Source organism: Nonomuraea sp. NPDC000554 (genome assembly GCF_040300065.1).
In the GTDB taxonomy this organism is placed as follows: Bacteria; Actinomycetota; Actinomycetes; order Streptosporangiales; family Streptosporangiaceae; genus Nonomuraea.
Map to the genome: position 1 here is coordinate 50,557 of NZ_JBEPDC010000044.1, position 14,230 is coordinate 64,786.

Below are 14,230 nucleotides of genomic sequence, written 5' to 3' on the forward strand. Positions count from 1 at the left end.
GGGGTCGCGGTGGGGGCCCGGACGGCCGTGAGCGGGCTCACGGCCGGGATTCGAACGCTCAGCGCCCGACGTTCGCCTCGTGCCCGATGGCCAGGCCGGACTCCGTGTCGAAGAAGTGCACGTTGTGCGTGTCGACCACCAGGTCGATGTTCTGGCCCGGACGGACGTGGCTGCGGGCGTTGACGCGCGCCGTCCACAGCGACTTGTCACCCACGAGCGGCAGCGCGGCCTCGTCGTCGTCGCCCTGGTCGGCGGCGGCGACGGTGTCCTTGTGCTCGACCGGCGGGGCGTCGATCAGGAACAGCACGTTGATCTCGGAGCCCAGCTCCTCGGTGACCTCCGCCTTGACGGGCAGCGTGGCCCAGCCGTTGGCGTGGTTGCCCGCGGAAGAGGCGTCCTCGAAGTCGGACGGGCGGATGCCGAGGATGACCTTCTTGCCGATGTACTGGTCGAGGCCGGGCCTGTCGGAGAAGGTCGTCTCGGCGATCGGCAGCCTGATCCCGGCGAAGGTGACGGCGGCGCCGTCGCCGTCGCGGACCAGCTCGGCGGTGACGAAGTTCATGGACGGCGAGCCCATGAATCCGGCGACGAACAGGTTGACCGGCTTGTCGAACAGGTTCTGCGGCGTGTCGACCTGCTGCAGGAGGCCGTCGCGCAGGACGCAGACGCGGTCGCCCAGCGTCATGGCCTCGACCTGGTCGTGCGTGACGTAGACGGTGGTGACGCCGAGGCGCTCGTGCAGCGTGTTGAGGGAGGCGCGCATCGAGACGCGCAGCTTGGCGTCGAGGTTCGACAGCGGCTCGTCCATGAGGAACGCCTGCGGCTCGCGGACGATCGCGCGGCCCATGGCGACACGCTGGCGCTGACCACCGGAGAGGGCGGCCGGCTTGCGCTTGAGGTAGGTCTCCAGGCCCAGCATCTTGGCGGCTTCCTGGACGCGCTTCTGGATCTCCGGCTTGGGCATCTTGCGGAGCTTGAGGCCGAAGGCGAGGTTCTCCTCGACCGTCATGTGCGGGTAGAGCGCGTAGTTCTGGAAGACCATCGCGATGTCGCGGTCCTTCGGCGGCAGGTGGTTGACCACCTTGTCGCCGATCGAGATCTCGCCGCCGCTGATGTCCTCCAGGCCGGCGATCATCCGGAGCGCGGTCGACTTACCGCAACCGGACGGGCCGACCAGCACCATGAACTCGCCATCCTTGATCTCAAGGTTGAGCCCGTTCACGGCCTTTACGCCACCGGCGTAGATCTTGTCGACGTTGCTTAGAACGATGGATGCCATGACAGTCCTTCGCGCTCCAGGGGGTGGCCCGGATGTTGTGCGGGGGTTTCCACTTACGTGGATACGTTTTCAAGCATCTCACCCGAAACGGAGATTAGTGTCAAGACTTCCCGTGTGAGCAGCATCTGTCGGGTCATCGGGGTTCCAGTGTCGCGGAAAGCATGATGGAATCGTTTCCATGGAATCTCGGCGAGCGACCATCAAGGACGTGGCGGAGGCGGCCGGAGTCGGCGTCGCCACCGTGTCCAGGGTGCTGTCCGGGGGCTCGGCCAGCCCCCGGACACGGGAGCGGGTGCTGGCCGTCGCCGCCCAGCTCGACTACCGGCCCAGCGCGCTCGGACGCAACCTGCGCCAGCGCCGCACCGGCGGCATCGGCCTGCTCGTCCCCGACCTCACCGACACCTTCTACGGGCAGCTCGCCGAGGGGGTGCTGGCGTGCGCGCGATCGGCGGGCGAGCCGGTGGTGCTCGGCTCGACCGGCGACGACCCCGAGCAGGAGGCCGAGCTGATCGGCATGCTGCTGGAGCAGAGCGTCGACCGGGTGATCGCGGTCCCGGCGGGCGACGCCGACACCTGGCGGCCGGCGGTCAAGGCGGGCATGACGGTGGTCTTCGCCGACCGCCTCCCGAGCGCGATGGGCGGGGGCGCGGCCGATGGTCCGGCGTTCGCGGTGGCGGATCACTCGGTGGAGAACGCGGCCATCGCCGACCTCATGCTGCTCGACGGCCTCTCCCCCGGCATCGGCGCGCAGGACGCCCCGGGCGGTTCCCTCCTCTCCCGGCCACGGGAAGTGCCGGGCGCTGTGGCGTCCAGGCCGCAGGAAGCCGGCGCGTCCCGGATGCTCGACGTGCCGTCCGTGCTGGCCGATGACAGGACAGGCATCCGCACGGCGGTGCGGTACCTGAGGGGCCTCGGGCACCGGCGGATCGCGTACCTGGGAGGACCCGGGCACGACCGGCGGGTGGCGGCGTTCCGTGAGGCTGTCGGCGCGCCCGTGGACGAGGAGCTCGTCGTGTTCTCCACGGGCAGCCGCGACTCGGCCTACGCGGCCGCGTCCGGCCTGTTCCAGAGCCGCCCCGACCTGACGGCGGTGGTCGCGGGCGGCAACGTGCTGGGCGAGGCGGCGGTGCTGGCGGCGAGGGAGCTCGACCTCCGGGTCCCGCGGGACGTGTCGCTGGTGATGTACGACGACGTGCCGTGGGCCGAGCTGTGCTCCCCGCCGCTGACCGTGATCGCCCAGCCCGGCCGCGACATCGGCTACCGCGCGGCGGAGCTGGTGCTGCGCGCGGGCAGCAGGCGCCCCCGCAGCGTCGTCCTCCCGACGGAACTGATCGTCCGCGGCAGCTGCGGCCCCCGCCACTGAGCCGCTACTGCCCCGCCAGGGGCCCCGAAGCGCCTACAGGAGCTTCTCGATGGCCGAGGTGACGGCCGGGTCCTCGGGGGTGGTGGCGGGGCGGAAGCGGGCGGCGACCGTGCCGTCCCTCGCCACCAGGAACTTCTCGAAGTTCCACTGGACGTCGCCCGCCTGGCCGTCGGCGTCCGTCGTCCGCGTCAGCTCCTCGTAGAGGGGGTGCCTGTCGGGGCCGTTGACGTCGGACTTCTCCAGGAGCGGGAAGTCGACGCCGTACGTCGTCGAGCAGAACTCCTGGATCTCCTCGGCGGTGCCCGGCTCCTGGCCCATGAACTGGTTGCACGGCATGCCCACCACGGTGAAGCCGCGCGGCCCGTACTCCTCCTGGAGCTTGACGAGGCCGGTGTACTGCGGGGTCAGGCCGCACCTGGAGGCCACGTTGACGATGAGCACGGCCTTGTCGCCGGCCAGTTCGGCGAGGGTCGTGGGGGCGTCCGCGAGCGTGCGGAGCGGGATGTCACGAAGGCTCATGAGCCGACCCTACAGAACACCCCCGCCCGGAAAGTGAGACGCAGTCCACATTTTCCCGGCAAATCCCCTGAACATCCATAAATCGTGATCTTTACTAACGATCTACGTTTTCATGGTCAATTCGCGACAATCTGGGCGAGTACGGCAGGGTGGCGCGGTCCCCGGAACCCGTCGAAAGGGAACCCGCATGCCCATGCTCCGCCGTACCAGCGTCCTGATCCTGAGCGCCACGCTCGTGGCGGCAGGCGGCGCGACGGCCGCACAGGCGCAGAGCTCCCAGGCCGGCAGCAGGAACAAGGCGATCGCCAAGCCCATGGTCGCCAAGCGCGGTTGGAGCCAGGCGCAGTTCAGCTGCCTGGAAAGACTCTGGGCTCGAGAGAGCGGCTGGAACCACCGGGCCGGCAGCGGCTCGGGCGCCTACGGCATCCCGCAGGCGCTGCCAGGCCACAAGATGTCCTCCTCCGGCCGCGACTGGCGCACCAACCCCAGGACGCAGATCGCCTGGGGCCTGGCCTACATCAAGGGCAGATACGGCACACCGTGCGGCGCCTGGGCGCACTTCCGGTCGCACCACTGGTACTGACCGGGCCCCGCCTCAGGCTCACGCCCGTTTCCCCCAAAGGCCGGGCCATCGGGCCGCCGGGCCGTGCAACGCGGGCCCTGCGAGGACCCCATTCTTCCGCAATGATCACACAAACACCTGCCCTTCGCCCATCACAGTGTGTGATCGAACGTGACGGAGCGTAATAGAAACCGGCTAGAGGACACGTCGTGGAGCCCTCCGGGCCGTCCAGCACGATCGGGCGGAGCAAGATCCCGGTGTGGCCGCGCGGACCCTCCTCGTCCGAGCCACGGACGAGGACCGGCAGGGCGCTGACAAGCAGCGGCGCCCGTCCGCACGCGACCTGACAGCAAGGATCGAATTGGACAGCAAACGCGTTCTGCGCAGCGCCCTCGTCGCCGTGACGGCCTTCACGGTTGTCGACGGGAGCGCGACCGTCGCCTGGGCCGAGGCCAAACCCGGGATCCACCAGAGCTACTGGCAGGTTCCGGTACAGCTCGGCACCTGGAAGACCTCGGTCAAGCCGAGGCCCGTGCCACGGCCGGCGGACAGGAACAAGGGGTTCGCGCTGGACCAGGTGGTCCAGCGGGCCTGGTCGTACGAGGAGTTCCGCTGCCTGGACAACCTGTGGACCAGGGAGAGCAACTGGAACCACCGCGCGTACAACAGCTCGTCAGGCGCCTACGGAATCCCGCAGGCGCTCCCCGGAGGAAAGATGCGGGGAGCGGGCCGTGACTGGCGGTCGAACCCGGAGACCCAGATCCGCTGGGGCCTGACCTACATCAAGGGCAGGTACGGCCGGCCATGCGGCGCATGGGGCCACTTCAGATCGCACAACTGGTACTAGCAGCCGTTCAGGGGAAGGAACGGCTGTTGACAGGAGGGCGCCCGGGGCTACCGGGTGCCCTCCTTCCGTTGCGGGAGGGCGGCGATGGCCTGGATGAGCAGTTCGACGCCGAACTCGAAGTCCGCCTCGTGATCGCAGCCGCCCAGCAGCGGGGCGAGCGCGCTCACCTCGGGGAACAGCGCGGGATCGACCTCCTCGGGGCTGACCATCGGGTGGCGCGCCGGCGCGAACGCCGGCGTCACGCCGACCTCGCGCAGCAGCGACCCGACGATGAAGGCGATGAACATCCGCAGCACCCTGACCGCGTCGACCCCGTCGAAGCCGGCGCTGCGCAGCGTGGCCAGCGCCCGCTCGACCGGCAGCAGCCCCGCGTTCGACTGGAGCTGGCGGCTGACCACCAGCATCGTGCAGCGCGGGTAGCCGTGCGCGATCTGCCGGAACGCGCGGGCCTGCGCCCGCACCCTGTCGGTCCAGTCGGCGTCAGGGTCGTCGGTGAACTCGATCTCGCTCAGCACGGCCTCGGCGACGCCGCTGAGCAGGGCGTCCTTGTTGGGCACGTGGTTGTACAGGGACATCGCGCCGACCCCGAGCTCGGCCGCGATGCGCCGCATGGAGACCGCGTCGGCGCCCTCGCGCTCGATGAGGTCGATCGCCGCGGCGACGATACGCGCGCGAGACAACGGCTCGGTGGGCATAGCTCATTCTATTGACTGGCGTACACCGTACGTGCAAGCTCGAAGTGGACGTACGGTGTACGTAATCCCCCCGGAGGCACCATGTCGACGCACGAGCTGTACACCATCCCCGCCGGCCTCTCGACCTGGAACGTGGACATGGCCGGCACGAGCCGGTTCACCTGGGAGTACGACGACGGCAGGGATCGCATGCTGGCCCTCTACCAGAAGGGCAAGGACAAGCAGTGGGACGCGACCAAGCGCATCGACTGGGACCTGGAAGTCGATCCCTACAACGTCCTCGGCGTCCCTGACAACACGATCGCCATCCACGGCACGCCGCTCTGGGAGCGGATGGACGACAAGACCCGCCAGGACGTCAGGCTGCACGGCGCGGCCTGGCAGTTCTCCCAGTTCCTGCACGGCGAGCAGGGCGCGATGATCTGCTCCGCCAAGATCGTCGAGTCGGTCCCCGACCTGGACTCCAAGTTCTACGCGGCCACCCAGACCATGGACGAGGCCCGCCACGCCGAGACCTACGCCCGCTTCCTCCAGGAGAAGGTCGGCCTGGCCTACCCCATCAACGAGCACCTGAAGGCGCTGCTGGAGTCCACGCTGAGCGACTCCCGCTGGGACATGCCCTACCTCGGGATGCAGGTGCTCATCGAGGGCCTGGCGCTGGCGGCCTTCGGCGTGATGCGCGACATCACCACCAAGCCCCTGCCCAAGCAGATCCTCGCGTACGTCATGCAGGACGAGGCCAGGCACGTCGCCTTCGGCCGGATGGCGCTGCGCGACTACTACCGGGACCTGTCGGAGGCGGAGCTGCGCGAGCGCGAGGACTTCGTCATCGAGGGCTGCTACCTCATGCGTGACAGGCTGCGCGGCAGGGAGACGTGGGAGAACATAGGCCTGTCGAAGTCCGAGGTGGACGAGGCGATGCGGGCGACCGACAACTCGGAGTACCTCAGGCTGTTCCGCTCACTGCTGTTCAGCCGGATCGTCCCGTGCGTGAAGGACATCGGCCTGTGGAGCCCGCGCCTGCAGCAGGCGTACGCGGACATGGGGGTCCTGGAGATGGCGGGCCAGTCGCTGGAGGCCCTCATGAAGCAGGACGAGGAGATCGCCGACAAGCTCGACGAGGCCCGCTTCACCGAGGAGGAGGCGGAACGGCACGCCGAGGTGGCCGACACCATCGCTCTCGGCGCTTCCTGATCATCGGCCGCGCACGGCTACGATCCCGAGAGAAAGGTGCCGATCTTCCCGGGAGCCCCCTTGCGCCGGATGCTGAGCTACCGCGACGCCGTCGTCCTGCTGGGAGGCGAGAGCGCCCTCACCGGGGTCCTCGACAAGGCGTCGTCGGTGGCGCTGTTCGGGCTGGGCGCGATCGACCTGTTCGACGCCCGCGGCGAGGCGGTCAAGCTGGGCGACGGCCTGATCCGGGCGCTGCGCGACAAGGTGAAGGGCCTGTCCCGCTACGACCGGACGGAACGGCTGGTCGCGGCGCACGCCGTCGTGGTGATCAACGCCTACTTCGAGGCGCTGGCCAGCCTGGACGTCGTCCCGAAGCTGAGCCGGGCCGACCAGGACCGGCTGGTCCGGCCGGAGGGCGCGGCGAGCCAGGTCGACTGGCTGCTCGCGGCCGAGCTGCCGGTGCCCGCCCCGCAGCTGCCCCGCGAGGAGCTGCTCGTCTCCCTGTCGGCGCGCTACCAGGGCTTCTCCTCCCACCTGGCGACCCTGGTCTCCGGGCTGAGCTGCTGGGACGAATGGGATGACAGGCGGCGGCAGCAGGTGCGCGACACGCTGCACACCGTGCTGCCCGCCAGGGCCTGCCGGCGCTACGAGGAGCTGTTCCGGCAGCTCGTCGCCGACTTCCCCGAGGTCGCCTGCTGGTCGGACCTCATCGAGCACCAGGCCACCAGGGCCGAGATCCGGCGCGGGATGGCCGACCTGCTCGCCGAGATCGGCTCGGGCCGCCGGCCGTCCGACAGGCTGCGGGCGCTGGTGCTGGCGAACCAGGCGGCGCTGGACCGGCCGATCGTCTCCGCCGCCGACGTCCCCGAGGGCATGACCATCCCCCTCCTGCGCGACGGGTACGTCACGCCGAGCTTCCGCGTCCTGCCCGGCGACCGGGACCGGCGGCCGGCGGACGAGCGCTCGTGGGAGGCGCTGCCCCGCCGCGACGACCTGACCGCGTTCCTGTCGGGGCACCTCACGCTGCCGCAGGCGGTGGACGCGCCGCTGCTCGTGCTCGGCCAGCCGGGCGCGGGCAAGTCGGTGCTGACCAGGATGCTGGCCGCCCGGCTGCCCGCCGGCGAGTTCCTGCCCGTCAGGGTGGAACTGCGCGGCGTCCCGGCCGACAGCGACGTCCTCGCCCAGATCGAGCACGCCATCAGGGACTCCCTGGACGAGACGATGTCCTGGCCGGACCTGGTGCACGCCGCCGGGGGCGCCCTGCCCGTCGTCATGCTCGACGGGTTCGACGAACTGCTCCAGGCGACCGGCGTCAGCCAGGTGGACTACCTGGAACGGGTCGCCCAGTTCCAGCGCCGCCAGGCCGATCGCGGCCGGGCGCTGGCGGTGATCGTCACCAGCCGCAGCGCGGTGGCGGACCGGGCGCGGGTACCGCGCGAGTCGCCGGTGCTGCGCCTGGAGCCGTTCGACGAGAGCCAGGTGCGCCAGTGGACCGCGACCTGGAACGAGGGCAACCGGGCGTACTTCGCGGGCAGGGGGCTGCTGCCGCTGGCGGTGGAGGACGTCCTGGGCGTGCCGGAGCTGGCCGGGCAGCCGCTGCTGCTGCTGATGCTGGCCCTGTACGACGCCGACTCCAACGCGCTGCGCCTGGGCAGGGGGCGGCTCGACGAGACCGGGCTGTACGAGCGGCTGCTCGCCGGTTTCGCCGGACGCGAGGTGCGCAAGGCCGGCGACCCGCTCTCCGACGCCGACCTGTCGCGGGCCGTCGAGGACGAACTGCTGCTGCTCTCGGCGACCGCGTTCGCGATGATCAACCGGGGCCGCCAATGGGTCGCGGAGGACGACCTGGAGGCCGACCTGCGCGCGCTGTTCGGCCCGCGCTCCCAGACCGGCGAGCCCTACGGCTTCCGTCGCAGGCTGACGCGCGCCGAGGAGGTGATCGGCGGCTTCTTCTTCGTGCACAGGACGCAGGCGCTCCGCGACCAGCAGCGGCTGCGGACGTACGAGTTCCTGCACGCGACGTTCGGCGAGTACCTGGTGGCCAGGCTGCTCGCCCGGGAGCTGGCGGACCTCGCGCAGGAGCTGGCCTTCGCCGCGTCCCGCAGCCGCCCGACGGCTCCCGAGGACTCGTTCCTGCACGCGCTGCTGTCCTTCGCCGTCCTCACCGTGCGCGGGCCGGTCGTGCGCTTCCTGCGCTCCCTCGTCGCCCAGCGCGTCCCGGGCGACGGGCGCGCGCTGCTGAACCGGCGCCTGCGCGAGCTGTTCGCCGCCTCCCAGCGGCCCCGCCCCGGTTCGCCGTACGACGGGTACGAGCCGGTGCCGCACGGGGTGCCCGCCCGGTACGCCGCCTACAGCGCGAACCTGCTGCTGCTGTGCCTGCTCACGGCCGACGGGCCGCTGCCGGGCACGGACCTGTTCACCCCGGCCGACGCGGGCACGGCGAACGAGAGCTGGCGCAGGATCGCCCGCCTCTGGCACTCCCAGCTGGGCAGGGCCGGATGGGAGAGCCTGACCACCACCGTCCGGGTACGTCACTTCCTGGAGGACGGCGTCCGGCGGATGGAGGTGAGCCTGGACCGGGGCGAGGACTTCAACGTCGCCGGGCTCGCCTTCCTCACCTGGCCGGAGTCGCAGGCCGAGGCCGCCGACTACGACGTGGCCGTTCCCGCCGACAGCTCGCTCGGCCCGCTCCTACGGGAGATCTCCTTCCGCGACGACAGCTCGCTCGGCCGCCTCTTCGTGGGCCTGCTCCCCTACGCGACGGAGCTGGGCGCGGATCCCGGCTACTACGGGGAGGTGGGCGCGCTGCTCACCCTCCTGTTCTCGCCCGTCCGGGATCCGGACCAACGGCTGCGCCTGTACGAGCGCGCCCTGGCCATGAGTCCCAGCGAGGGCTATCTCGACGTGGTGTTCGCGCAGCTCGCCGCCGACCGGCACATGCTGCCCGCCGACCGGCTGCTGAAGATGCTGGAGGGTCAGCGGTCCTTCAGGGTCGACCGCGCCGGCTGGTTGGCCGAGCTCGCCGGGGAGGCCGGTCAGCAGGGGGCCGGTTAGCCCGTGGTGGCTCCGTCCAGCAGGATCAGCGTGTAGGCGGCGAGCGAGGCGGCGTCGGTGATCGTCCCGTGCCGCATCATCTCCTCGACCTCCCGGCGCGGGAACCACCGGTGCACCAGGTCCTGCTCCTCCACCTCCAGCTCGGCCTCCCCCGGGGTGAGGTCGGCGGCCAGGAAGACGTCGAAGCCCTGCGAGGACATCCCTTTGGCACAGTTCAGCCGTCCGAGGTGGCGCAGCACCCCGGCGGTCAGGCCCGTCTCCTGGCGCAGTTCCTCGCGGGCCATCCGTTCGGGCTCACCGGCGGCGAGGCCGGGCAGGGTGCCCTGGGGGAACTCCCACGACCGGGCGCGCACGGGGTACCGGTACTGCTCCACCAGGTGGAATCCGTCGTTCTCGAGGGGGATGACCAGCGCGAAGTCCGGTTTCTCCACGTACGAGTAGATGCCTTCGGAACCGTCCTGGCGGCGTATCCGATCCTCCCGCATACGCAGGTACGGGCTCTCGTACGTGACCGCGGTGGAAAGCTGCTGAATGGCGTGCGTCATCCCCACACCGTAGGCCGCGCGGGCTCATGCCTCCCGGGTGCGAGTGGTGTGTCTGCCCAGGAAATCAGTTGAAGCCCCTACTAACCTGGTTGGGATGCCTCCCGATACGCGTTCACCTAGACGTCCCCTGCTCTCCTCCAACTCCCTGTGGCGGATGAGGCCCTACCTCCGCCCCCACGTGACCAAGCTGGTCCTCATCTGGCTGGCCGCGACGATCGGTATCGGCGCCAGCATCGCGCTCCCCCTCGTCGGGAAGGAGGTCGTCGACGGGCCCGTGGTCCACGGCGACTCCGGCGCGCTGCTCCCCCTCGGGCTGATCGCCCTGGGCGTCGGCGTCCTCGAGGCGCTGCTGATCTTCTTCCGCCGGTGGTCGCAGATCGGGCCCGTGCTCGGGCTCGAGACCGAGATCCGCGACGACCTGTACGAGAAGCTGCAGCGCCTGCCCATGGGCTTCCACAACGAGTGGCAGTCGGGCCAGCTGCTCTCTCGTGCCACCACCGACCTGTCGACGATCCGCCGCTTCCTCGGCTTCGGCATGCTCTTCCTGGTCATGAACGTCATCCAGCTCGTCACGGTGACCGTGCTGCTGCTGAACATGTACTGGCCGCTCGGGCTGCTGGTCGCCGCGTCGGCCGTGCCGATCGTGCTGGTCTCGCTGCGTTTCGAGAAGCGCTACATCAAGATCTCCCGCCAGGTCCAGGACGAGCAGGGCGACCTCGCCACGTTCGTCGAGGAGTCGGCGATCGGGATCAGGACGATCAAGGCGTTCGGCCGCCGTCACCACGTCTACGACCGCTACGACGACGCCGCGCTCAAGGTCTACCGGACCTCCATGGACAAGGTGCGGCTGTCGGCGCGGTTCTTCACCTTCCTGGAGGTGATCCCGAACTTCACCCTCGCCCTGGTCCTGCTGCTCGGCGCGCTGGCCGTCGGCTCGGGGTCGCTGACCCTCGGCACGCTGGTGGCGTTCACCACGATGATGCTCCAGCTCGTCTGGCCGATCGCGAGCCTCGGCTACATCCTGGCCATGGCGCAGGAGGCGATGACCTCGGCCGACCGGGTCATGGAGGTGATGGACACCGTCCCGGCCATTCAGGGCGGCACGAAGACCATCGAGAACCCGCGCGGACACCTCCGGTTCGAGGGGGTGGAGTTCCGCTTCCCCGGCGCCGACCAGCCGGTGCTGCAGGACCTGTGGCTGGACGTGCGTCCCGGCGAGACGGTCGCCATCGTCGGCGCCACCGGGTCGGGCAAGACGACGCTGACCGCGATGGTGCCCCGGCTGGTCGACCCGACCGCGGGCCGGGTCACGATCGACGGGTACGACGTGCACGACCTGACGCTGGCCTCGCTGCGCGAGGTGGTGGCGACGGCGTTCGAGGAGCCGACGCTGTTCTCGATGAGCGTGCGCGAGAACCTCACGCTGGGCCGTCGCGACGCCACCGAGGAGGAATTGGCCGCGGCCATCCAGACCGCGCAAGCGATGTTCGTCTACGACCTGCCGTGGGGCCTCGACACCCGCATCGGCGAGCAGGGCATGTCCCTGTCGGGCGGGCAGCGCCAGCGGCTGGCGCTGGCGCGGGCCGTGCTCAGCAGGCCGCGGATCCTGGTGCTCGACGACACCCTGTCGGCGCTGGACGTCGAGACCGAGGCGCTGGTGGAAGAGGCGCTGCGGCACGTGCTGCGCGAGGCGACCGGCATCGTGGTGGCGCACCGCGCGTCCACCGTGCTGCTGGCCGACAAGGTGGCGCTGCTGCGCGGCGGCACGATCACGCACGTCGGCAGGCACAACGAGCTGCTGGCCGAGGTGCCCGAGTACCGCGAGCTGCTGGCGCAGGACGCCGACCTCGACCCGTCGGAAGGGGCACTGGCATGACCACGACGACCACCAGCACCACCGACTGGCGGGGCGTCTCCTCGGAAGACCAGGACGAGCTGTCCGAAAAGGTGTCTTTACTGCTGCGGGAACGTTCCCGCAGGCTGCTCGGCAGCCTGCTCACCCCGCACCGCAAAGCCATCGCGCTGCTCACCGCGATCATCATCGTGTCGAACCTGGCGGGCCTGGCGATCCCCTACCTGGTGAAGGTGGGCATCGACGCGGGCATCCCGCCGATGCTGAAGGGCACCGGGCCGGGCACGCTGCTGACCGTGGTCGGGGTGATCATCGCGGCGGCGGCCACGCAGGCGCTCACCCGGCAGGCGTTCCTGCAGTTGTCCGGCCGGATCGGCCAGGACATCCTGCTGGAGCTGCGCCGCAGGGTGTTCGACCACTTCCAGCGGCTGTCGCTGAGCTTCCACGAGAAGTACACCTCGGGCCGGGTCATCTCCCGGCTGACCTCCGACATCGAGGCCATCGCCGAGCTGCTCCAGTCGGGCTTCGACGGGCTGGTCACCGCGGTGCTCACGCTGTTCGGCACGGCCGCGCTGCTGCTGGTGCTGGACGTGCACCTCGGCCTGGTGGCGCTGATCCCGCTGCCGTTGCTGCTGCTGTTCACCCGGTGGTTCCGGCGCCAGTCGGCGATCGTCTACCGGCGCACCCGGGAGACGGTGGCGCTGGTCATCGTGCACTTCGTGGAGTCGATGACCGGCATCCGCGCAGTCCAGGCGTTCCGCAGGGAGCCGCGCAACCAGGAGATCTTCGAGCAGCTCAACGACGACTACCGGGGCGCCAACGCGAGCAGCATGAAGCTGATCGCGGTGTTCATGCCGGGTATCAAGCTGATCGGCAACGTGACCGTCGCGGGCGTGCTGCTCTACGGCGGCTACCTGGCCCTGCACGGCGAGGTCACGGTCGGCGTGCTGGCCGCGTTCCTGCTCTACCTGCGCCAGTTCTACGAGCCGATGCAGGAGATCAGCCAGTTCTACAACACGCTCCAGTCGGCGGGCGCCGCGCTGGAGAAGCTGTCAGGAGTGCTGGAGGAGGAGCCGTCGGTGCCGGAGCCGCGCGCGCCGCGCGCGCTGGAGGCGCCGCGCGGCAGGCTGCGCTTCGAGGGCGTCAGGTTCGCCTACGTCGAGGAGCGGCCGATCCTGCCCGGCCTCGACCTGACCGTCCCGGCGGGCCAGAGCGTGGCGCTGGTGGGCGCGACGGGCGCGGGCAAGACGACGCTGGCCAAGCTGATCTCCCGCTTCTACGACCCGACGGCGGGCCGGGTCCTGCTCGACGGCGTGGACCTGACCGAGCTGGACGAGACCACGCTGCGCGCGGCCGTGGTCATGGTGACGCAGGAGAACTTCCTGTTCAGCGGCACGGTCGCCGACAACATCAGGTTCGGCCGTCCCGACGCCACCGACAAGCAGGTGCGGGAGGCCGCCAAGGCGATCGGCGCGCACGACTTCATCGCGGCGCTGCCCGACGGCTACGACACCGAGGTGGGCAAGCGCGGCGGCCGCATGTCGGCCGGGCAGCGGCAGCTCGTCGCGTTCGCCAGGGCGTTCCTGGCCGACCCGGCCGTGCTGATCCTGGACGAGGCGACGTCCAGCCTGGACGTGCCCAGCGAGCGCCTGGTGCAGCGGGCGCTGCGCACCATCCTGGCCGACCGCACCGCGCTGATCATCGCGCACCGCCTGTCGACGGTGGAGATCGCCGACCGGGTGCTCGTCATGGAGCGCGGCGAGATCGTCGAGGACGGCCCGCCCGACCAGCTCATCGCCGCGTCGGGCCGCTTCGCCGGGCTGCACCGGGCCTGGCTGGAGAGCCTGAGCTAGTGCGGGTGCGCGACGGTCTTCAGGCCCTCGTACAACTCGTAGGCGACGAAGACCACGATCGGCACGCCGATCGCGACCAGGACCCGCATGGGGAGGGGCGTCCGCGGCGCGGGCGCCCGCCTCTCCACGGCCGGCGGCGCGGGCGCGGGATGTGGCCACGCGACGGGCTCCGGTTCCGGCGCGGCCACGAGCTCCGGATGCCGCGAGAGGTATCCGGACGGGAACGAGGTGACGTGGTACGCGCCGCAGCCGGGGCAGGACACTCCCGACCAGGGCGGCTGCACCGGAACACCGGACTGTAGCCAGATCTCGACCTCGTTGCCGTAGTCGTCCATGAGGTTTCTGACGACGTACTGCTCCTCCCAGACGTGCAGGCAACGCAGGCACTCGAAAGGCCATGTCTTGCGGGTTTCGAACCCGTCACGCACGAGGACCACCTACCCCCGGTCAGGGACCGCCATCCGACATGAGTGTCCTCCCGCCTATTG

The 14,230-nt window shown here is 70.3% G+C and carries 12 protein-coding genes; 7 read left to right on the forward strand and 5 right to left on the reverse strand.

The window, feature by feature from the left end:
* Positions 1–58: 58 nt before the first annotated feature.
* Entirely contained in the window at positions 59–1,279 is a 1,221-nt protein-coding gene (locus ABT294_RS47400) for an ABC transporter ATP-binding protein (protein WP_350813113.1), read from the reverse strand.
* 178 nt (positions 1,280–1,457) lie between these two features.
* Between ABT294_RS47400 and ABT294_RS47405 the strand changes: the two genes are divergently transcribed.
* Positions 1,458–2,642 carry a LacI family DNA-binding transcriptional regulator gene (locus ABT294_RS47405; RefSeq protein ID WP_350813114.1) on the forward strand — a complete coding sequence of 395 codons (1,185 nt, stop codon included), beginning with the start codon at positions 1,458–1,460 and terminating at the stop codon, positions 2,640–2,642.
* A gap of 33 nt (positions 2,643–2,675) precedes the next feature.
* Here ABT294_RS47405 and ABT294_RS47410 read toward each other — a convergent pair whose 3' ends face one another.
* Complete coding sequence (locus ABT294_RS47410; protein WP_350813115.1) at positions 2,676–3,161, reverse strand: glutathione peroxidase; 486 nt, start codon at positions 3,159–3,161, stop codon at positions 2,676–2,678.
* Positions 3,162–3,348: 187 nt separating this feature from the next.
* On the opposite strand from ABT294_RS47410, the gene ABT294_RS47415 reads away from it, so the two are divergent.
* Positions 3,349–3,744, forward strand: a complete 396-nt coding sequence (locus ABT294_RS47415) for an aggregation-promoting factor C-terminal-like domain-containing protein (RefSeq protein ID WP_350813116.1) — start codon at positions 3,349–3,351, stop codon at positions 3,742–3,744.
* A gap of 238 nt (positions 3,745–3,982) precedes the next feature.
* Complete coding sequence (locus ABT294_RS47420; protein WP_350813117.1) at positions 3,983–4,570, forward strand: aggregation-promoting factor C-terminal-like domain-containing protein; 588 nt, start codon at positions 3,983–3,985, stop codon at positions 4,568–4,570.
* Positions 4,571–4,617: 47 nt separating this feature from the next.
* Here ABT294_RS47420 and ABT294_RS47425 read toward each other — a convergent pair whose 3' ends face one another.
* Positions 4,618–5,265 carry a TetR/AcrR family transcriptional regulator gene (locus tag ABT294_RS47425; RefSeq protein WP_350813118.1) on the reverse strand — a complete coding sequence of 216 codons (648 nt, stop codon included), beginning with the start codon at positions 5,263–5,265 and terminating at the stop codon, positions 4,618–4,620.
* Positions 5,266–5,346: 81 nt separating this feature from the next.
* Here ABT294_RS47425 and ABT294_RS47430 point away from each other — a divergent pair, with 81 nt between their 5' ends.
* Positions 5,347–6,459, forward strand: coding sequence for a ferritin-like domain-containing protein (locus tag ABT294_RS47430; RefSeq protein WP_350813119.1), 1,113 nt, complete (start codon positions 5,347–5,349; stop codon positions 6,457–6,459).
* Positions 6,460–6,528: 69 nt separating this feature from the next.
* On the forward strand, positions 6,529–9,492 hold the full coding sequence (locus ABT294_RS47435; protein ID WP_502912234.1) for an NACHT domain-containing protein: 2,964 nt from the start codon (positions 6,529–6,531) through the stop codon (positions 9,490–9,492).
* Here ABT294_RS47435 and ABT294_RS47440 read toward each other — a convergent pair.
* Positions 9,489–10,037: an NUDIX domain-containing protein gene (locus ABT294_RS47440; protein ID WP_350813121.1), complete on the reverse strand. Its 549-nt coding sequence runs from the start codon at positions 10,035–10,037 to the stop codon at positions 9,489–9,491. The two genes, ABT294_RS47435 and ABT294_RS47440, sit on opposite strands and share 4 nt — an antisense overlap.
* Positions 10,038–10,191: 154 nt before the next feature.
* Between ABT294_RS47440 and ABT294_RS47445 the strand changes: the two genes are divergently transcribed.
* Together ABT294_RS47445 and ABT294_RS47450 are read left to right on the forward strand one after the other, a co-directional pair.
* Positions 10,192–11,913, forward strand: a complete 1,722-nt coding sequence (locus tag ABT294_RS47445) for an ABC transporter ATP-binding protein (protein ID WP_350813122.1) — start codon at positions 10,192–10,194, stop codon at positions 11,911–11,913.
* Positions 11,910–13,742, forward strand: coding sequence for an ABC transporter ATP-binding protein (locus ABT294_RS47450; RefSeq protein ID WP_350813123.1), 1,833 nt, complete (start codon positions 11,910–11,912; stop codon positions 13,740–13,742). The genes ABT294_RS47445 and ABT294_RS47450 overlap by 4 nt, the downstream gene beginning before the upstream one ends.
* Here ABT294_RS47450 and ABT294_RS47455 read toward each other — a convergent pair.
* A complete protein-coding gene (locus ABT294_RS47455; protein ID WP_350813124.1) occupies positions 13,739–14,170 on the reverse strand; it encodes a hypothetical protein in 432 nt (143 codons plus the stop codon). The genes ABT294_RS47450 and ABT294_RS47455 overlap by 4 nt on opposite strands.
* Between the last annotated feature and the right edge of the window lie 60 nt (positions 14,171–14,230).

Coding starts and splice junctions, on each gene's coding strand:
- ABT294_RS47405 (WP_350813114.1), top strand. CDS start 1,458: ATGGAATCTCGGCGAGCGACCATCAAGGACGTGGCGGAGGCGGCCGGA.
- ABT294_RS47400 (WP_350813113.1), bottom strand. CDS start 1,279: ATGGCATCCATCGTTCTAAGCAACGTCGACAAGATCTACGCCGGTGGC.
- ABT294_RS47440 (WP_350813121.1), bottom strand. CDS start 10,037: ATGACGCACGCCATTCAGCAGCTTTCCACCGCGGTCACGTACGAGAGC.
- ABT294_RS47410 (WP_350813115.1), bottom strand. CDS start 3,161: ATGAGCCTTCGTGACATCCCGCTCCGCACGCTCGCGGACGCCCCCACG.
- ABT294_RS47450 (WP_350813123.1), top strand. CDS start 11,910: ATGACCACGACGACCACCAGCACCACCGACTGGCGGGGCGTCTCCTCG.
- ABT294_RS47415 (WP_350813116.1), top strand. CDS start 3,349: ATGCCCATGCTCCGCCGTACCAGCGTCCTGATCCTGAGCGCCACGCTC.
- ABT294_RS47430 (WP_350813119.1), top strand. CDS start 5,347: ATGTCGACGCACGAGCTGTACACCATCCCCGCCGGCCTCTCGACCTGG.
- ABT294_RS47445 (WP_350813122.1), top strand. CDS start 10,192: ATGAGGCCCTACCTCCGCCCCCACGTGACCAAGCTGGTCCTCATCTGG.
- ABT294_RS47425 (WP_350813118.1), bottom strand. CDS start 5,265: ATGCCCACCGAGCCGTTGTCTCGCGCGCGTATCGTCGCCGCGGCGATC.
- ABT294_RS47435 (WP_502912234.1), top strand. CDS start 6,529: ATGCTGAGCTACCGCGACGCCGTCGTCCTGCTGGGAGGCGAGAGCGCC.